Source organism: Microbacterium sp. T2.11-28 (assembly GCF_950097975.1).
Taxonomy (GTDB): domain Bacteria; phylum Actinomycetota; class Actinomycetes; order Actinomycetales; family Microbacteriaceae; genus Microbacterium.
In genome coordinates, this window is record NZ_CATNHF010000001.1 from 874,921 (window position 1) to 893,498 (window position 18,578).

At 71.5% G+C, this 18,578-nt stretch carries 19 protein-coding genes; 5 read left to right on the forward strand and 14 right to left on the reverse strand.

Annotated elements, in window-relative coordinates:
• Window positions 1-11: 11 nt before the first annotated feature.
• From QQZ13_RS04255 to QQZ13_RS04290, 8 genes are all read right to left on the reverse strand, one after another.
• Window positions 12-728 carry an ABC transporter ATP-binding protein gene (locus tag QQZ13_RS04255; RefSeq protein ID WP_284527860.1) on the reverse strand — a complete coding sequence of 239 codons (717 nt, stop codon included), beginning with the start codon at window positions 726-728 and terminating at the stop codon, window positions 12-14.
• Window positions 725-1,507: an ABC transporter ATP-binding protein gene (locus QQZ13_RS04260; protein ID WP_284527861.1), complete on the reverse strand. Its 783-nt coding sequence runs from the start codon at window positions 1,505-1,507 to the stop codon at window positions 725-727. The genes QQZ13_RS04255 and QQZ13_RS04260 overlap by 4 nt, the downstream gene beginning before the upstream one ends.
• Window positions 1,508-1,524: 17 nt before the next feature.
• Window positions 1,525-2,817 (reverse strand): ABC transporter substrate-binding protein, encoded by a 1,293-nt coding sequence (locus QQZ13_RS04265; RefSeq protein WP_284527862.1) that lies wholly within the window; start codon window positions 2,815-2,817, stop codon window positions 1,525-1,527.
• Window positions 2,818-2,822: 5 nt separating this feature from the next.
• Window positions 2,823-3,881 (reverse strand): branched-chain amino acid ABC transporter permease, encoded by a 1,059-nt coding sequence (locus QQZ13_RS04270; protein WP_284527863.1) that lies wholly within the window; start codon window positions 3,879-3,881, stop codon window positions 2,823-2,825.
• Complete coding sequence (locus tag QQZ13_RS04275; RefSeq protein ID WP_284527864.1) at window positions 3,881-4,747, reverse strand: branched-chain amino acid ABC transporter permease; 867 nt, start codon at window positions 4,745-4,747, stop codon at window positions 3,881-3,883. Before QQZ13_RS04275 ends, QQZ13_RS04270 begins: the two co-directional genes overlap by 1 nt.
• Before the next feature lie 221 nt (window positions 4,748-4,968).
• Entirely contained in the window at window positions 4,969-6,354 is a 1,386-nt protein-coding gene (locus QQZ13_RS04280) for a Xaa-Pro peptidase family protein (RefSeq protein WP_284527865.1), read from the reverse strand.
• A gap of 46 nt (window positions 6,355-6,400) precedes the next feature.
• Window positions 6,401-7,108: an SDR family NAD(P)-dependent oxidoreductase gene (locus tag QQZ13_RS04285; RefSeq protein WP_284527866.1), complete on the reverse strand. Its 708-nt coding sequence runs from the start codon at window positions 7,106-7,108 to the stop codon at window positions 6,401-6,403.
• Window positions 7,105-7,998 carry a cupin domain-containing protein gene (locus QQZ13_RS04290; RefSeq protein ID WP_284527867.1) on the reverse strand — a complete coding sequence of 298 codons (894 nt, stop codon included), beginning with the start codon at window positions 7,996-7,998 and terminating at the stop codon, window positions 7,105-7,107. The genes QQZ13_RS04285 and QQZ13_RS04290 overlap by 4 nt, the downstream gene beginning before the upstream one ends.
• A gap of 296 nt (window positions 7,999-8,294) precedes the next feature.
• Between QQZ13_RS04290 and QQZ13_RS04295 the strand changes: the two genes are divergently transcribed.
• Complete coding sequence (locus tag QQZ13_RS04295; protein WP_284527868.1) at window positions 8,295-9,746, forward strand: amidohydrolase family protein; 1,452 nt, start codon at window positions 8,295-8,297, stop codon at window positions 9,744-9,746.
• On the forward strand, window positions 9,743-10,150 hold the full coding sequence (locus tag QQZ13_RS04300; RefSeq protein WP_284527869.1) for a RidA family protein: 408 nt from the start codon (window positions 9,743-9,745) through the stop codon (window positions 10,148-10,150). Before QQZ13_RS04295 ends, QQZ13_RS04300 begins: the two co-directional genes overlap by 4 nt.
• Window positions 10,151-10,271: 121 nt before the next feature.
• Here QQZ13_RS04300 and rlmB read toward each other — a convergent pair whose 3' ends face one another.
• Window positions 10,272-11,264, reverse strand: coding sequence for a 23S rRNA (guanosine(2251)-2'-O)-methyltransferase RlmB (gene rlmB / locus QQZ13_RS04305; protein ID WP_284527870.1), 993 nt, complete (start codon window positions 11,262-11,264; stop codon window positions 10,272-10,274).
• The gene (gene cysS, locus QQZ13_RS04310) at window positions 11,257-12,681 is read right to left on the reverse strand and encodes a cysteine--tRNA ligase (protein ID WP_284527871.1); all 1,425 of its coding nucleotides are present in this window, start codon (window positions 12,679-12,681) and stop codon (window positions 11,257-11,259) included. Before cysS ends, rlmB begins: the two co-directional genes overlap by 8 nt.
• A gap of 39 nt (window positions 12,682-12,720) precedes the next feature.
• Here cysS and QQZ13_RS04315 point away from each other — a divergent pair, with 39 nt between their 5' ends.
• Entirely contained in the window at window positions 12,721-13,641 is a 921-nt protein-coding gene (locus tag QQZ13_RS04315; RefSeq protein WP_284527872.1) for a DMT family transporter, read from the forward strand.
• Window positions 13,642-13,684: 43 nt separating this feature from the next.
• Window positions 13,685-14,146 (forward strand): GNAT family N-acetyltransferase, encoded by a 462-nt coding sequence (locus QQZ13_RS04320; RefSeq protein WP_284527873.1) that lies wholly within the window; start codon window positions 13,685-13,687, stop codon window positions 14,144-14,146.
• Window positions 14,147-14,166: 20 nt separating this feature from the next.
• On the opposite strand, the gene ispD is transcribed toward QQZ13_RS04320, so the two are convergent.
• Entirely contained in the window at window positions 14,167-15,375 is a 1,209-nt protein-coding gene (ispD, locus tag QQZ13_RS04325; protein ID WP_284527874.1) for a 2-C-methyl-D-erythritol 4-phosphate cytidylyltransferase, read from the reverse strand.
• 75 nt (window positions 15,376-15,450) lie between these two features.
• A complete protein-coding gene (locus QQZ13_RS04330; RefSeq protein ID WP_284527875.1) occupies window positions 15,451-15,933 on the reverse strand; it encodes a CarD family transcriptional regulator in 483 nt (160 codons plus the stop codon).
• 156 nt (window positions 15,934-16,089) lie between these two features.
• Here QQZ13_RS04330 and QQZ13_RS04335 point away from each other — a divergent pair, with 156 nt between their 5' ends.
• Window positions 16,090-16,572 (forward strand): DNA modification methylase, encoded by a 483-nt coding sequence (locus QQZ13_RS04335; RefSeq protein ID WP_284527876.1) that lies wholly within the window; start codon window positions 16,090-16,092, stop codon window positions 16,570-16,572.
• 6 nt (window positions 16,573-16,578) lie between these two features.
• Here the strand turns inward: QQZ13_RS04335 and QQZ13_RS04340 are convergent, their stop codons facing one another.
• Together QQZ13_RS04340 and QQZ13_RS04345 are read right to left on the reverse strand one after the other, a co-directional pair.
• Window positions 16,579-17,262, reverse strand: coding sequence for a response regulator transcription factor (locus QQZ13_RS04340; protein ID WP_284527877.1), 684 nt, complete (start codon window positions 17,260-17,262; stop codon window positions 16,579-16,581).
• Complete coding sequence (locus QQZ13_RS04345; protein ID WP_284527878.1) at window positions 17,259-18,464, reverse strand: cell wall metabolism sensor histidine kinase WalK; 1,206 nt, start codon at window positions 18,462-18,464, stop codon at window positions 17,259-17,261. The genes QQZ13_RS04340 and QQZ13_RS04345 overlap by 4 nt, the downstream gene beginning before the upstream one ends.
• Between the last annotated feature and the right edge of the window lie 114 nt (window positions 18,465-18,578).

Sequence of the window (18,578 nt, forward strand, 5' to 3'; positions counted from 1 at the left end):
TCGGGCTCCGGTCAGATGCTCAGGTGGCGCTCGAGGAGCACGTCGTCGGCGCGCAGCTCCGCCGGGGTGCCCGACCAGGCGATCGTGCCGGAGTCGTCGATCACGATGACGCGCTCGGCGATGTCGAGGGCGAGGTCCACGTTCTGCTCGGCGATGAGGATCGACAGTCCCGACGCGCGAAGCCCTTCCAGGCGGTCCTGGATGACATCCAGGACACTCGGGGCCAGGCCCTCGCTGGGCTCGTCCATGATGAGCAGCGACGGGTTGGTCATGAGGGCCCGCCCGATCGCGAGCATCTGCTGCTCGCCACCCGAGAGCGACCGCGCCATCGAGCCGGAGCGCTCGGCGAGCCGGGGGAAGAAGTCGAACACGCGCTCCACGGTCCACGGCTCGGAAGCGGCGGCGCGCCGGGCCCGCGGGACCACGGTGAGGTTCTCCAGCGTCGTGAGCGAGCCGAAGACGCGACGGCCCTGCGGCACGAGCGCGATCCCGGCGCGGGCGATCCGGTGCACGGGAAGCTTGGTGAGCTCGGCCCCGTCGAAGACGATCGATCCGGCCGTCACCGTCGGCGGACGCAGCCCGCAGATCGCGCGGACGAGCGTCGTCTTGCCCATGCCGTTGCGACCGAGGAGGGCGACGCTCTGCGCGTCGCCGATCTCGAAGTCGACGCCGTGGAGCACCTGCGCCGTCGCGTAGCCGACGTGCAGGCCGGTGACTGTGAGGCTCACTTCTTGTCCCGCCTTCCGAGGTAGATCTCTTTCACGGTGGGGTGCTCGCGCACCTCGGCCGGCGTGCCGGTGACGACGTGGTGGCCGTTCTCCATGCACATCACGCGGTCGGTCAGCCCGAGCGCCAGGGACATGTCGTGCTCGATGAGGAGGATCGGCAGCGTCCGCGGCAGCGCCTCCACCAGCTCGCGCAGCGTCGTGCGCTCCACCGCCGACAGACCCGCGGCGGGCTCGTCGAGAAGGAGGATGCGGGGATCGGTCACGAGCGCCATCGCGATCTCCAGCTGCCGCTGCTCGCCGTGGGACAGGTCGGCGACCGTGTCGTCGCGGCGGTCGACGAGGTCGACGGAGTCCAGCATCTCGAGCGCGCGCGTCGTGACGTCGTCGCGCAGGCCCTGGGTGCGCCAGAACACCCGCGCCTGCGGCGAGCCGCCGCGCGCGGCGACGCGGACGTTGTCGAGGACGGTCATCTCGCGGAACAGGTTCGAGACCTGGAAGGTGCGCCCGACGCCCAGGCGCGCGCGGCGGGAGGCGTCGACCCGGGTCACGTCGCGGCCGAACAGCTCGATCGCGCCGGCCGTCGGCGGGACGTCGCCGGCGATCATCTTGAACAGCGTGGTCTTGCCCGCGCCGTTGGGACCGATGACCCCCATCCGCTCGCCGGGAGCGAGCGTCAGCGAGATGTCGTCGACGGCCTGGACGCCGCCGTAGCGCTTGCCCAGTCCCGTCACGGTGAGCGCGGGGGCGGTGGCCCCGGATCCGTGAGGACCCGGGGCCATCGCCGGTGCCGATGCGATCACTCGAGCCCCTGGAAGCTCTGCGAGTACGTCGGCTGCGCGAGGGCCTCTTCGGGCGTGCGGCCCAGCCACTGGTCGACGTCCTCGAAGGTCGCGATCGGCGTGTTGTAGAAGTTGCCGTCGTCGCCGGCGACCACCTCTCGCACGTACACCGGTCCCACCATGTTGTTGTAGTCGTCCCACGAGACGCGTCCGAAGATGCTGTCCTCGAAGGTGTACTCGGTGATGGCGCTGACGAGCTCCTCACCGGTGACCAGTCCCTTCTCCTCGAGCACGGAGGCCACCAGCGACGCCGTCATGTAGCCGCCGGCCACGTAGGCGCCGGGGACCTTGCCGTCGGCGAACTCCTTGTAGGCCTCGATGAACTCGGCGACCGCGTCGCTGTCGCGTCCCTCCGACCAGTAGCTGATCGACTTCACGCCGACCACCTGGTCGCCCATGGCGCGCAGGGTGCCCTGGTCGAGCGAGCAGCAGTTCATGAGCAGCTTGCTCGAGTCGAGCCCCAGGCCCTGGTAGGCGTTGAGGAAGTTCGGACCCGGGGCGCCACCGGCGGTGGCGACGTAGACGACGTCGGCACCGGCGGCCTGGATCTGCGACACGTACGTCGAGAAGTCGGTCGTCGTGTTCGGGAACCAGATCTGCTCGACGACCTCGCCGCCGTTCTGGGTGAAGCCCTGCACGAAGCCGGCGCACGACTCCCAGCCGAACGCGTAGTCCGCGCAGAGGGTGACGGCGGTGTCGAAGCCGCCCTCGGTGGCCGCCCACTCGCCGCCGGGGTAGTTCGCCTGCGAGCCGCCCATGGAGCCGGTGCGGACCGTCAGGTCGTTGGCGTTGCGCTGGGTCAGGTCGTCGGAGGCGGCGACGGGGTGCAGGTTCGGGACGCCGACGCTCGCGGCGTACTCGGCGACGGCCAGGGCCGTGTTGGCGATGAGGGGGCCGACGATCACGTCGACCTCGTCCTGCTCGACGAGCTTGCGCGCCTTGGTGAGGGACGTCTCGGGGTTGCCGGCGTCGTCCTCCACGATCGTCTCGATGCTGACGCCGTTGACCTCGGTGCCGTTGAGGTCCCAGTAGAGGTTCCAGCCGTCCACCATCTCCTGACCGGCGACGGCGAAGTTGCCGGTCGTCGGCGAGATGTAGCCGACCTTGAGGGTGCCGCCGGCCTCGCCGCTCGATCCCGAGGTGGGCGCGGGCTCGGCCGCTCCCGGAGGGGCACAGGCGGTGAGGGCGAGGGCGGTCGCCGCCGCCAGGCCGGCGACGGCGAGCGCCGATCGGCGACCGCGTGTCTTCATTGACGTCATTGCAGGTCCTTTCCTTGGTGCTGTTCGGTGGGGTGAGGGTCGGAGTCTCCCGGCGGCGAGGCCGCACGTCGGGCGCGCAGGCGGCGGAACAGCTTGCGCGTGCTGCCGGCGATGCCGGCGCGGGCGAAGAGGATCACGAGGATGAAGATGAGGCCGAGGACGGTCGGCCAGCGGTCGACGTGGCTCGACAGGACGTTCTCGACGAGGACGACCACCGCGGCGCCGATCAGCGGTCCGAGCAGCGTGCCGACGCCGCCGAGGATCACCATGACGATGAGGTGCACCGAGCGGTCGACGCCGGCAGACGAGGGGCTCACGAAGTGCGTGTGCCACACCGCCAGCAGTCCGGCCAGCCCCGCGACGCTCCCCGAGATCATGAACGCGCCGAGCTTGTAGGAGCGCACGCTGTAGCCGAGGCTCCGCATGCGGCTCTCGCTGTCGCGGATGCCGCGCAGGCTCGCGCCGAACGGGGAGTTGCCGACGACGTACAGCAGCGCGGTGGCGGCCACGAAGGCGGCCAGGACGACGTAGTAGTAGATCCAGTACGACGCCATCCACTCCGGTCGCTGGATGCCCGAGATCCCGTTCTCCCCGCCGGTCACCGACGACAGGCGGAACGCGAGCCCGTAGATCAGCATGCCCACCGCGAGGGTGACCATGAGGAAGTAGATGCCGCTCGTGCGCATCGACAGGAGCCCGTAGATGAGGGAGACGAACACCGTCATCCCGAGGGCGAAGAGCGCCTGCATGCCCGGATCGAACCCCTCGCGCGACGCCCAGCCCGCGCCGTAGGCGGAGGCGGCGGCGATGCCCGCGTGCCCGAGCGAGACCATCCCGCCGTTGCCGGCGAGGAAGTTCACGCTCGCCGCGAGGGTGGCCGAGATGAGGATCGTGGACACGAGCGAGACGACGAAGCCGGAGGCGCCGAGGTAGGGAAGGGCGATCGCGGCCACGAGCAGGGCTCCGAGGAGCCCGAGGTTCATGAGCTGGACGCGGTCGCGGCGCGGGGCGCCGAAGGTGCGGACGGTGCGGGTCTCGACGATGCGGTTGCTCATCAGGCAGCCTTTCCGAACAGGCCCGTCGGGCGGAACACGAGGACGAGGGCCATCGGCAGGAAGATCGTGAAGTAGGCCAGCTCGGGGATCCAGGCCTTCGCGAACGCGTCGATCAGGCCGATGAGCACGCTGCCGACCGCGGCGCCCGGGACGCTCCCCAGGCCGCCGATGATGATCACGACGAGGGCGTAGAGCAGCACCTCGTTCTGCACGCCGGGGAGGATGCTCTGCATCCCCGCGCCGATCGTGCCGCCGATCGCGGCCAGACCGGCGCCGACGACGAACATGCCGGTGAACACCCACCGGATGTTCACCCCCATCGCGCCGATGATCTCGCGGTCATCGACGCCGGCCCGCACCACCGCTCCCACGCGGGTGCGGGTCTGGACGAGGGCCAGCGCGACGCCGATCGCGATCGCGAGGCCGATGACGAAGATCCGGTACCAGGGGTAGGCGAAGTCGCCCAGGACGAACGCCCCCGGGATGCGGACGGCGTTGGGGAGGTTCTGCGGGTCACCGCCGAAGAAGGCGAGGCAGAGGTCCGCGATCACGAACGAGACGCCGATCGTCAGCAGCACCTCGGGCATCTCCTGGCCGCGGACGAAGCGCAGCAGCACCACCTCGACGAGGAACGCCGTCAGGCCGACCGCCACCATGGCCGCGATCACGGCGACCAGCAGGTTGCCGGTGAGCGTCGCGATCACGACGCCGATGTAGCCGCCGAGCATGTAGAACGCGCCGTGCGCCATGTTGACGATGCGCATCAGTCCGAACACGAGCGTGAGACCGCTCGCCAGGAGGAACAGGAGTGCGCCGAAGCTCAGTCCGTTGAGGACCTGCTGGGCGAGGAATACGGGTTCGAACACCGATCTGTCAGACCTTCCACATCGTCGGGGAGCTGCCTGGGTGGGACCCAGTGAAGCAAGGAGTGAACACCCTGTCAAGTGTTACTGCACATCAATCAAGTAACAGTGCACAGGCGCGGGCGGGCAGGCACCGGGGCCCGGGGCGCGCGGCGGGAACGCGGCCGGAGTGCTGCCCGACCGCGTACCGCGCACGGGGTCCCGCCGCCGGAGGACGGCGCGTCTCAGACGATCTCGCCGCGCCCCTCGGGCGTGTTGAGGTGCGACTGGGAGTCGCGGATCTTGGAGAGCGGGCCGTTGACCGTGAAGTAGCGGCCACCGCCTGCCACCAGCAGCTCCTCGGCGGGGAACTTGGTGATGACCTCGCAGCCGTCGGCGGTGACGACGACCTCCTCCTCGATACGGGCCGCGCCCCAGCCGTCGGCGGCGGGCCAGTACGTCTCGAGGGCGAAGACCATGCCCTCCTCGAGCACCTCGGGGTGATCCAGCGAGGTCAGCCGCGAGAAGATCGGCTTCTCCCAGATCGAGAGTCCCACCCCGTGGCCGTACTGGAGGGCGAAGGCCGCCTCCTCGTCGGGGAAGCCGAACTCCTGCGCCGTCGGCCACAGCTCCACGATGTCGGCCGTCGTGGCCCCGGGCCGGACGGCCGCGATCGCGCGGTCCATGTACTCGCGGCAGCGCGTGTACGCGTCACGCTGGGCGGGACTGGCCGAACCCACCGCGAAGGTGCGGTAGTAGCAGGTGCGGTACCCGTTGAACGAGTGCAGGATGTCGAAGAAGGCGGGGTCGCCCGGCCGCACCGCGCGGTCGGAGTAGACGTGCGGGTGCGGCGCGCAGCGCTCTCCCGAGATGGCGTTCACTCCCTCGACGTACTCGGACCCCTGGTCGTAAAGCGACTTCGCCACGAGCCCGACGCACTGGTTCTCGCGCACACCGGGGCGGAGGAACTCGTACAGCTCGTCGTAGGCGGCGTCCACCATCGACGCCGCGGTGGTGAGCAGCGTGATCTCGTCCGCCGTCTTGATGCGCCGCGCCTCCATGAACACCTGCTGGCCGTCGACGACGTCGATGCCCTCGCGCTGCAGCGCGAACAGGATGGGGAGCTCGACCACGTCGACGCCGAGCGGCTCGTTCGCCAGGCCGAAGCGCTCGAGCTCGCGCTTGATCTTGCGCGCCACCTCCTCGGCGATGCCCGCGTCGGGCGGGAAGGCTCCGCGCAGCGTCGAGATGCCGGCGCGCGCCCCGGACTCCAGCCGCGGCCGCGTCGCACCGTGGTGCGGCGCGTGCGGGTCCGCGTCGGCCTCCATGTGCGTCTCGTGCAGCCACGGGTTGAGCAGCGCGTGATGCTTGGCGGCCGAGCCGAAATCCCACACGATCGGGTCGGTCTTGCGGGTCACCAGGCAGAAGCGTATGAGCTTGTCCATCGCCCAGGTGCCGATGTGGGTGGCCGAGGCGTAGCGGATGTTCGAGAAGTCGAACGCGAGCACGGCTCCGAGCGAGGATCGCTCCAGCTCGGCGTGCAGGCGCGCCAGGCGCTCGTCGCGCAGGCGCTCGAAGTCGACGCGCGCCTCCCAGTCGACGCCCATCGTCCCTCGTGTGGCGATGCTCATGGTCTTCTCCCTGTCTCGGTGTGCTCGATGGTGCGCGCGGCCGCGGTCAGCTGATGCGCCAGCCGCGGTCGACGTTGAGGCTGTGCGCGGAGACGCCTCGGTTGAACAGCAGGAACTTCACGGCGTCGACGACGTCGGCCATGGTGGCCAGCGCCCCGCCGGGGGTGCGGCCCTCGTATCCGCTCAGCACGCCTTCGGGCTTGGCCGACCAGAACGGGCTGTCGCCGATGATGCCGGGGTGGAGCGCGTTGACGCGGATGGGCGCGAGCTCGTGGGCGAGCGTGTTCATGAGCCCGTCGACGCCCCCGTTGATCGTCGACACGGTGGTCGAACCGGGGTACGGCGCGTCCTTCGCCCGCCCGCCGAACAGCACGATGCCGGTCGCGACGGTGGGCTCCAGCCGATCCAGGAGCGTGTGGATCGTCTCGGTGTAGCCGATCAGCTTGAGCGTGACCAGGCGGCGCGCGCGAGCGATGTCGTACTCCCGCAGCGTGTTGGCGTCGCGCTCGATCGCAGCGAGGACCAGCCCGTCCAGGCGTCCGACGCCGGCCAGCTGCGCCGCGATGCCCTCGGGCTCCGAGACGTCGAGCGCGATGCCGGTGGCGCCCTCGCCCACGCTCGCGGCCACCTCCTCCGCGCTCTCCCGGCTGCGGCTCGTGAGGATCACGCGGTCGCCGCCGGCGACCAGGTCCTTCGCGAGTTCGAGCCCGATCCCCGAGGATCCTCCGGCGATGAGTATGGTCCGTGCGCTCACATCTCCTCCTCGAGACGTTCTTCCAGGTACTGCCAGTCGCGTACGAAGCGGTACGCGTGTCGCGGGGGCATCTGCGGCGACTGGGTCTCCAGCCACTGCACCTCGGCGCCGGTCGCCTCGAACGAGTGGACGCAGCCCACGCCCGCCCAGGCGATGTCGCCGGCCTTCAGCAGGAACTCCTGCCCGTCGAAGCTCGCGCGCACCTCGCCCTCGGTGATGAGGTAGGCCTCCTCGAGCGGGTGGTCGTGGGGACCGGCCATGCCGTCGGGCGCGTAGCGCACCATGAACAGCGTGCCGAGCGTCGCGCCCAGGTCGGAGTCGACCATCATCTTCAGCGTGATGCCGCTGTAGACCAGCAGAGCGGTGCGCATGCTCGCCGACACGGCCAGGAGCTCCTGGGACTGGCGGCCCGGGTTCATGTGCTCGGTGGTGATGTTGCCGAACGAGCGCGTCCTCGGATCGCGCGTGTCGATCCGGATCGGCTCGCGCTCGGCGATCTCGGGCACCCGGTAGGTGTCCGAGCCGTAGCGGGAGCGCGCGGGCGGGGTGAACAGGTCGGCCCACGACGCCGCGGCGTCGCCGGCGGCGCGCCAGGCGTGCGGGACGCCGATCGGGATGACCCCGTAGTCGCCGGCGACCAGGTGGACCGTCGCCTCGGGGGTGGCCAGGACCACCTCGCCCTCCAGGATGTGGAAGCTCTCCTCGAAGGAGTGCACATGGGTGTCGGTGCGACCGCCCGGCTCCAGGCGCGAGATGCCGAAGTCCGTGTGGGCCGCCCCGTCGTCCTCGCCGACGCCGCGCCAGCGCGTCATCCCGACGGCGCCGGGCGCGAGCGGCCCCGGATCGAGGTACTCGGCCTCCGCTGCGTGACGGACCACGAACCTGGCCATGCGCTGCCTCCCTGGGGATCCGACCCGGCCGCGCCGCGTCGCGGGGCCGGGGAGACACCACCGTCTCGCGGTGTTCAGTCTCACTAAACCCTATGTAAACGACACGACCCTCGGCTTGTCAAGCGGACGACGCGGACGAGAGCGCCGCACCCGCCCCGGCTATCCGAAATCGGGGGGAAACGGACTCTTCCGAAACGAGCGCCGATGCGGCATGCTGTTGGCCATCCGGCGTTTGACCCGACTGTACAAGCGCTGAACAATCTGTTTGCGGACACTGCTGATCAAAGGAGATGGCGATGTCAGACGTCCCTGCCCCCACGGCCTCCCCCGCCCCCGCACCGCACGCCGGACAGCCGGTGCTGTTCCGCGGCGGCATCGTGCTCACGATGGACGACGCCCACACCGTGCTGCCGCGCGGCGACGTGCTCGTCCGGGACGGCGTCATCGCAGAGGTGGGCGTGAACGTCGACGCCCCCGACGACGCGCTCGTCATCGACGCCTCGGGCGGCATCGTCATGCCGGGCATGGTCGACACGCACCGGCACATGTGGCAGACCGCGATGCGGGCCTACGGCGCCGACTGGACGCTCACGCAGTACTTCGTCTGGTACTACCTGCAGCACGGCGCGAAGTTCCGCCCCCAGGACTACGCCGCCGGCAACCTCATCTCCGCCCTCGATGCGATCGAGTCCGGCGTGACGACCAGCGTGGACTGGTCCCATGGCCTGCGCACCGTGGAGCACGGCGAAGCGGCCTTCGACGCCCTCGTCTCCTCGCCCGGCCGGTTCGTCTTCGCCTACGGCAACATCCACCAGTCGCCCTGGGAGTGGACCGCCGATCCCGCCATCCAACGGCTTCTCGTCGCCTCGCGCGACGACTCCCGCATGTTCGGCACCCAGATCGCCTTCGACGTGCCCAACCAGGACGAGCAGTTTCCCGAGCTGGCCGCCTACCGCGTGGCCAAGGAGCTCGGTCTGCGCGTGACGACCCATGCGGGCGTCTGGGGCGCCACCAATGACTGGGGGATCCGCAACGCCTACCGCGCCGGTGTCATGGAGGAGGGGTTCACCTACGTCCACGCGGCCTCGCTGTCCGAGGAGAGCTACCAGATGATCGCCGCCACCGGCGGCAACGTCTCGCTGGCGACCGAGTCCGAGGACACCTGCGGGCAGGGGTACCCGCCCATCCACCAGCTGCGCCGTCACGGCATCCCCACCTCGCTCTCCGTCGACACGAGCGTGTGGTTCAGCGCCGACCTGTTCTCGGCCATGCGGGCCACCGTCAACGCCGACCGCGCGCTCGAGCACTTCCACGCCCACCGCCGCGAGCCGGCCGAGACCGTGACCCACGTGAAGCTGCGGGCCGAGGACGTCGTGCACATGGCCACGCGGGGCGGGGCGCAGGCGATCGGGGAGGACTCCCGGATCGGCTCGCTGGAGGTCGGCAAGCTCGGCGACGTGATCCTCCTCAAGAACGAGGACTCCCCCACCTGGGCACCGCTCATCAACCCCTGGGGCCAGATCGTGTACCAGGCGCAGCGCGGCGACGTGCACACCGTGCTCGTGGGCGGCGAGGCGGTGAAGTGGAACGGCAAGGTCATCGCCGGCGACCTCCGCGGCGTGCGCGCGAAGCTGGACGACACCGTCGCCTACCTCGAGCGCGAGGTCGGCGACGACTGGATCGCCGGGCAGCACCCCGACATCCCCGAGACCGAGGTGCTCACCAACCCGTACCAGTACAAGAAGTGAGCGCCGCGGGCTCCGATCCGTCCGGCGGACGGGTCCTCCGGTATCCGGCGCCGGTCTACCCGGGGATCTCCGACAGCGTGCGCGTGCGCGCGGGCGAGCTCCTCTTCGTATCCGGGGTCGTGGGCCTCGAGGACGACGGGACGGCGCCGGCGTCGTTCGAGCGGGCGGTGGCGCTCGCCTACGCGGGGCTTCGCCGGGCGCTCGCCGCAGCCGGTGCATCGCCGGAGGACATCGTGCGCGTCGGCGTCTACATCGCCGGTCTCGACGAGCAGAAGCTCGCCGTCTGGCGTTCGGTCCGCGACCGCATCATGGGTGGCGATGACCTTCCCGCCAGCACGCTCCTCGGGGTGTCGTGGCTGGTCGGGGGCGCAGCGATCGAGATCGACGCCGTGGCTGCGGTCTGACCCCTTCCCTCATCCCGAGCCGACACGCTTTGCGCGAGCCGACACGCTGCGCACCGCACGCAGCGTGTCGGCTCGCGCGCATCGTGTCGGCTCGGCGAGGTGGGTGAGCGTGGCGGCGGGCCTACTCCTGCGCGGCGCGGAGGGTGGACACCTGGTAGAGCGCGACCGACGCGGCGATGCCGGCGTTGAGCGACTCGGTGGCCGTCGAGATCGGGATCGAGACGATCTGGTCGCAGTTCTCGGTCACCAGGCGCGAGAGTCCCTTGCCCTCCGAGCCGACGACGATCACGACCGGACGGTCGGCCAGCTCGAGCGCGGGGAGCGACACGTCGCCGTCGCCCGCGAGCCCCAGGACGAACACGCCCTGCTTCTTGAACTCCTTGAGCGTCGTCGTCAGGTTGGGGGCGACGGCCACGGGGATGCGCGCCGCCGCGCCGGCACTCGTCTTCCACGCCGCGGAGTTCACGCTCGCCGACCGCCGCTGCGGCACGATGACGCCCTGCCCGCCGAAAGCCGCGGTCGAGCGGATGATCGCGCCGAGGTTGCGCGGGTCGGTGACGCCGTCCAGCGCCACCAGCAGCGGCAGCTGGCCGCGGTCGATGATCTCCTCGAGCAGGTCCTGCGGGTGCGCGTACTCGTAGGGCGGCACCTTCAGGGCGACGCCCTGGTGCACGCCGTCGAACCCGGCCATGCGGTCGAGTTCGGGACGCGTCACCTCGAGCACGGGGATGCCGCGCTGGGTCGCGGTGGCGAGCATCTCCTTGACGCGGTCGTCCATCTCCACGCGCTGGGCGATGTAGAAGGCGGTCGCGGGGATGCGCGCGCGCAGCGCCTCGAGCACCGAGTTGCGGCCGGTGACCACCTCGGTGTCCTCGTCCTTCTTCGCGCGGCCGCCGGAGGTCGACGTGCGCGCCTTGCCGGGCGCGCCCTTGCCGCCCGCCGCGGCGTACCGCTCGGCCGCGGCCTTGCGCTTGCCGGCCGGGTGCCAGGCGCGGTCCTCGGCCTTGGGGGTCGGGCCGCGACCCTCGAGCGAGCGCCGGTTCTTGCCGCCGGTGCCCTTCGTGGGTCCCTTCTTCTTGCCCTTGCCTGCGGAGGGGTTGCCGGGCTTAGCCATCGTTCAGACTCCAATGGGTCCCGTCGGGACCGTCTTCGAGGGCGATGCCGGCCGCCGCGATCGCGTCGCGGATGCGGTCGGCTGCCGCCCAGTCCTTGCTCTCGCGCGCCTGGGCGCGCTGGGTGATCATCGTCTGCACCAGGGCGTCGAGCGCCGCGGTCTCGGCGCCGCCGCCGGCGGTGCGCCACTGCGGATCGCTCGGGTTCAGCCCCAGGATGCCCGTCATGCGGCCGACCTCGACGGCGGCGGTCGCCGCTGCGGCGTGGTCGCCCGCGTCGAGGGCCGTGTTGCCGGCGCGCACGCGCTCGTGCACCACGGCGAGCGCCTGCGGCACGCCCAGGTCGTCGTCCAGCGCCGCGGCGAACTCGTCCGGCAGGTCGGCGGCGGTCATCCGGCCCTTCAGCCCGAGGGCACGGGTCGCGCGCTGCTGGAAGGTGCGGATGCGGTCGAGCGCCGCCTCGGCCTCGTCGAAGGAGGTCGGCGAGATGTCGAGGCTGGAGCGGTAGTGCGCAGCGGCGAGGGCGTACCGGACGACCAGCGGATCGTGGTCGCGGAGCACGTCGTCGGCGAGCAGGAAGTTGCCCAGGGACTTCGACATCTTCTGGTCGCCGACGGTGACGAGGCCGTTGTGCACCCAGTAGCGCGCGAACGCATCGCCCGCGGCCGTCGACTGGGCCAGCTCGTTCTCGTGGTGCGGGAAGCGGAGGTCGAGACCGCCGCCGTGGATGTCGAACTCGGCACCGAGGTACCGCCTGCTCATGGCGGAGCACTCGATGTGCCAGCCGGGGCGGCCCGCGCCCCAGGGCGAGTCCCACACGGCCGACGCGGGCTCGTCCGCCTTCGCGCCCTTCCACAGCGCGAAGTCGCGCGGATCCCGCTTGCCGCGGGGATCGGCGTCGGCGGCGGGCTCCATGGCGTCGATCGACTGGTGCGTGAGCGCGCCGTACCTGGGCCACGACCGCACATCGAAGTACACGTCGCCGCTCGCCCCGGCCCCCGAGCTCCCCGAGGGATACGCATGGCCGGCCTCGATCAGGCGCTCGATCAGCTCGATCATCTGCGGGATGGATGCCGTCGCGCGCGGCTCGTAGGTGGGGGGAAGGATGCCGACCGCGGCATACGCCCGCGTGAATTCGCGCTCCATGCGGTACGCCAGCGCCCACCACGGCTCCGCGTCGGTCGCGTTGATCAGCACCTTGTCGTCGATGTCGGTCACGTTGCGCACGAACGTGACCCGCCCGAAGCGGTAGGTCAGCCAGCGGCGCAGGAGGTCGAAGCTCAGCGCGGCGCGGACGTGACCGATGTGGGGACCGGACTGCACGGTGGGGCCGCAGACGTAGAGGGTGACGTTCGACGGATCGAGCGGCGCGAAGTCGCGCAGCGCCTGAGCCTGGGAGTCGTAGAGGCGGACCGTCACCGCACCAGCCTACCGGCGCGCGCCCTGTAGAACTGTAGGGTGCTCGCCGTCCTCGCCGTCCTCGCCGCCGCCGTGCTGTTCGGCACGACCGGCACCTCGCAGGCGCTCGGCCCGGAGGGCACCACGCCGCTGTCGATCGGGGTGATGCGCCTGGTCGTGGGCGGCACCGTCCTCGCCGCGATCGGCTTCACGCTCGCGCGGCGCCGCATCCGCCGGCATCCGAATCCGCTCCCCACCCGTCGCGCGATCGCGCTCATGGCCGTGACGGGCGTCTGCCTCGCCGCCTACCAGCCGCTGTTCTTCCTCGGGACGGCCCGCGGCGGCGTCGCCGTGGGCACCGTGATCGCGCTCGGGTCGGCGCCCGTGATCGCCGGCCTGCTGGAGTGGGCGCTCACGCGCCGCCTGCCCTCGGCGACCTGGATGGTCGCGACGGTCCTCGCCACGGCCGGCGTCGTGGTCCTCGGTGTCGGGGGCGCGGCGGGCGGAGCGGGCGGCACCGACCCGCTCGGCCTCGTCGGCTCGGTCGGCGCCGGCGCCTCGTTCGCCGTGTTCGCGAACGCTCAGCGGCGGCTGATGGACGCGGGATGGGACCCGTTCACGGTCGCTGGGGCGATGGGCGCGTGGTCGGCGGGGGTGGCGGTGCTGGCACTGCCGTTCGTCGACGTCTCGTGGGTGCTCGGTCCCGCCGGCCTCGTGATGACGCTCTGGCTCGGCATCGCGACGATCGCCGTCGCCTACACGCTCTTCACCTGGGGACTGGAGCGGCTGACGGCTGCGACGGCAGCCACGCTCACCCTGGCCGAGCCGCTGACGGCGAGCATCCTGGGCATCGCGGTGCTCGGCGAACGGCTGAGCGGACTCGCCGTCGCGGGCCTCGGCATCCTCGCCACCGGTCTCGTGCTGCTCGCCTGGGGCTCCCGCCGCCCCCGCGACCCGGCGCCGTACGCCCTCGAGGGCTGAGCGGGAAACGCCGGCGAAACCTGGCCCTGGCATCCTGACGACCGTGACCCTCCGCATCATCGTCGACGACCTCTCCGGCACGCAGACCCTGCGACTGATCGCCGCGCACCTCGCGGGCATGCACGAGCTGACCCCGGCGTGCAGCGTCCACGCCCTCGACGCGGGCGCCCTCGCCGATCCGGCCGTCACCGTGTGGTCGGCCTGGCAGGGCGAGGACCTGGTGGGGATCGGCGCGCTGAAGCAGCTCGACGACGAGCGCGGGGAGCTCAAATCGATGCGCGTCGACGACCGGTTCCGCGGCACCGGGGCGGGGCGGGCGCTCCTCCTTCACATCGTCGCGGAGGCGCGGGCCCGCGGCATCCGCTCGCTCTGGCTCGAGACCGGCGCCGAGGCCGCGTTCGTCCCCGCTCGCCGGCTGTACGCGAGCGAGGGGTTCACGGAGTGCGGACCCTTCGGCGACTACCGGCACGACCCGCTGTCGGTGTTCATGACCCGGTCGCTCTGAAGCGCTCCGTCGGAACCGGTTCAGACCGCGACGACGAGCGCGACGGCGAAGGCGGCCACGCCCTCGCCGGTCCCGGTGAAGCCCAGCCCGTCGGTCGTGGTGGCCGACACGGAGACGGGCGCCCCGAGGGCGTCCGACAGCACGCGCTCGGCCTCGAGCCGGCGCGCGGCGAAGCGCGGGCGACGCGCCTGCACCTGCACCGACACGTTGCCGATGGCGAAGCCCGCCTCGGCGAGGATCGCCCGGGTGCGGGTGAGGAAGGCCGCCGCGTGGGCTCCCGCGTACTCGGGGTGGTCGGTGCCGAAGTGCAGGCCGATGTCCCCCAGTCCCGCCGCCGCCAGGAGCGCGTCGACGATGGCGTGCGCGACAGCGTCGCCGTCGGAGTGACCGTGCAGCGCCGTCTCCCCCGGCCATTCCAGGCCGGCCAGCCACAGCGAGCCCCCGCCGCCGAACGCGTGCACATCTGTGCCGATGCCCACGCGCGGAAGCGCCGGGCGGGGGGCCAGGGAAGCGGTCGACGGGGCGATCGGCGCGACGGCGGCGCGGGCGCGCTCGAGGTCTGCCGCGGTCGTGATCTTGAAGGCCCGCTCGTCGCCGGGCACCGTGGTGACCGCGTGGCCGGCGGCCTGGACGAGGGCCGCATCGTCGGTGTGCTCCTGATCGGCCTCGGCGAGCGCGGCCAGCAGCACGTCGCGGCGGAAGCCCTGCGGCGTCTGCGCGGCGGCCAGCACCGACCGGTCGACGGCCACGACGACCGCCTCGCCGTCGACGCGCTTCACCGTGTCGACGACCGGCAGGACGGGGAGCACCGCCTCCCTCCCCTCTTCGAGCGCGGCGATCACGCGCTCGAACACCGCCGGCGGCGTCAGCGCCCGCGCCGCGTCGTGCACGAGGATGTACTCGACGTCGGGCCACACCGCCGCGAGCCCGGCGGCGACCGACTGCTGCCGGGTGGCGCCGCCGGAGACGACCGTGACGAGGTCCCGCCGCTCGCCCGCCGATTCCACGACCTCGGTGAGCGCATCGCCGCGCCGGTCGCCGGGGACCACGAGCACCACCTGCGCCGCGGGCGCGGCGAAGACGCCGTGGAGCGCATGCCGGAGCACGGTGTGGGCGTCGATCCCGACGAAAGCCTTGGGCGCGTCGGCGCCGAGCCGGGTGCCCGACCCGGCGGCGACGACGACGATCGCGGTACGCGGGCGGGCGATCGGCGAAGACGGCGCGGTCATGGGTTCGACACTACCGACCGCTCCCGCGGTGGGAGGCGAAGACCCGAGGAGCTCCGCCGGCGAAGATGGAGCGCGTCAGCTCGCGAGGACGTCGTCGAGGACGGCGGACGCCTTCTCTTCCTCGGTCTTGAGCGCGAGCGCGATCTCGGACACGAGGATCTGGCGCGCCTTGGCCAGCATGCGCTTCTCACCGGCGGACAGGCCGCGGTCCTGATCGCGGCGCCACAGGTCGCGCACGACCTCGCTCACCTTGATCACGTCGCCCGATGCGAGCTTCTCGAGGTTCGCCTTGTACCGGCGCGACCAGTTCGTGGGCTCCTCGGTGAAGGGCGCGCGCAGCACGTCGAAGACGCGCTCCAAGCCGTCCTTGCCGATCACGTCGCGAACGCCGACCAGGTCGACGTTCTCCGCCGGGACCTCGATGATGAGGTCTCCCTGCGTGACGTTGAGCTTCAGGTATTTCTTGGTCTCGCCCTTGATGATCCGGTCCTTGACCTCGATGATCGTCGCGGCGCCGTGGTGCGGATAGACGACCGTCTCGCCAACCTCAAAAAGCATGCAGTTATGTCCTTTCGGCAACCTCAAGGATACCACAGCGCAGATAGGGTAAGGTTCGCCGCCTGACCGCTCCCACCGGCTTCAGTCTGCACGAAACCGCCTCTAGGATGGTGGCGTACGCCCCGTCGCACCACCCGCATCATCCCAGGAGGATCCGTGATCTCGCGCCGCCTCGCGCCCCTTGCCCTCGGAGCCGCCGTCCTGCTCGGTGCGACCGGGTGCTCGATGGTCTCGCCGCAGGCCACGACGATCCCCTACTCGCCGTCGGACGGCGTCAACGTCCCGGCCTCGGGCCCCCTGCAGGTGCGCAACGCCATGGTGATCGCCAACGAGGACGGCACGCTGGGCAACCTCATCGGCGCCATCGTCAACGACACCGACAGCGCGGAGACCCTGAACGTCGGAATCGCCGGTCGTGTCGCGACCGTCCAGGTGCCGGCGCGCAGCGTCGTGAGCCTCGGCGTCGACGGCGCCCAGCCCCTCTTCATCGACGCCCTCGGCGCCGCGCCGGGCGACAACGTCGAGATCGCCTTCCAGTCGGGCGACGGCACGGGCGTCGAGGTGGCCGTCCCGGTCCTCGACGGCACCCTTCCGCAGTACGCGGAGTTCGTGCCGGCGGCCGTGCCCGCCGGGGACTGAGCGCTCTCAGCCCTCGAAGCGGTATCCGAGGCCGCGCACCGTCAGCAGCATCGTCGGCTCGCTCGGGTTCTGCTCGATGCGCGAGCGGATCCGCTTGATGTGCACGTCGAGCGTCTTCGTGTCGCCGAAGTAGTCGCTCCCCCAGACGCGGTCGATGAGCTGGCCTCTGGTCAGCACCCGTCCGGTGTTGCGCATGAGCACCTCGAGCAGCTCGAACTCCTTGAGCGGCATCGGGATCACCGTGCCGTCGACCGCGACGGTGTGCCGGTCGATGTCGATCCGCACGCGGCCGCCCTCGACCACGCGCTCGTCCATGTCGAGCTCCGGCCCCTCCGCCCGGCGGAGCACCGCCCGCATCCGGGCCAGCAGCTCGCGCGAGGAGTAGGGCTTGGTCACGTAGTCGTCGGCGCCCAGCTCCAGTCCCACGACGATGTCGACCTCGGAGTCCTTGGCGGTCAGCATGATGACGGGGACCTGCGAGGTCGTGCGGATCACGCGGCACACCTCGGTGCCCGGCATCCCCGGCAGCATGAGGTCCAGCAGGACGATGTCGGCGCCGCGTGCGGTGAACGCGTCGAGCGCCGTCGGGCCGTCCTCGGCGATCTCCACCTCGAACCCCTCGCGTCGCAGCAGATACGCCAGCGGGTCGGCCAGGTCGGGCTCGTCCTCGACGATCAGCACCCGGGTCATCTCTTGTCTCCCTTCACCCGCGCAGCGTCGCGGGTGGCTTTCTTCTTCTTCTTCTTCGAGGCGCGCTTGCGCTTGCCGTCGTCGTGGGGCGCGGCCACGGCGGCCAGGCGCACGGTGAACGTCGAGCCCCGACCGGGCCGCGACCACAGCTCTACCTCGCCGCCGTGCCGCTGCACCGCGTGCTTGACGATCGACAGTCCCAGCCCCGTGCCGCCGGTGCGGCGGGAGCGGGCCTGGTCGGCGCGGTAGAAGCGCTCGAACACACGGGCCTGCTCGCCCTCGGGGATGCCGATGCCGCGGTCGGTGACGGCGATCTCGACGGCCCCGTCGACGACTTTGACCCCCACGCCCACGGTGGATCCGGACGGGGAGTACGCGACGGCGTTGGCGACGAGGTTGGCGATCGCCTCGGTGAGCACCTGCACGTCGCCGCGCACCCAGGCGCCGCGCACCCCGCCGCGCACGATGGTGATCTGCGCCGCGTCGGCCGCGATGGTCTGCGACTCGATCGCGGCGGTCAGCACCTCGTCGATGGACACGTCGCGCAGCTCGGTGAGGTCGTCGGCCGCCTGCAGCCGGGACAGGTTCATGATGCGGGACGTCAGCTGGCCGAGCCGCGACGCCTCCGCGCCCAGCCGCCCGGCGAAGTGCCGCACCTGGTCGGGGTCGTCGGCGGCGGACTCGATCGCCTCCGCCAGGAGCGTCACCGCCCCCACCGGCGTCTTCAGCTCGTGGCTCGTGTTGGCCACGAAGTCGCGGCGCATCTCCTCAACGCGTTCGCGCTCCGTGATGTCGCGGATCACGACGAGCGTCAGGCGCGCGCTGATGCTGCTCGCGCGGGCGGTGACCGAGCGCAGCTCCACGCCGCGGCGCAGTCGCAGGGTCTCGGCCTCGGGGCGGGCGGTCGAGCGCGCGGAGCGCACCAGGTCGCGCAACTCGTCGGAGGACAGCAGCTCGCCCTCCACCATCCCGAACAGCTCGGCCGGGGCGGAGGCGGCGACGATGTGCAGGGACGAGTCGACGACGACGGCCACCTCGTCCATGCCCTGCAGCACGGCGCGCGTGCCGTCGGGCAGGTCGGACGACGCCTGCAGGCGGGCCGCGTCACGCGCGCGCAGGGCCACCAGCAGCAGCGCCGCCAGGGCGCACCCGATGAGGGTGCCCACGCCGAGCGCGATCAGCGCCAGCTGCGTCGAGTCCATGACCCCAGCGTAGAGTCGCAGGGACCACGCGAAATGCCTCCCGCCCGCGCTGGCGGGTCGCTCTCGCGCAGTGTTCACCGACGCGGCACCGTCCGTTAACCTTCGGAGGGGATG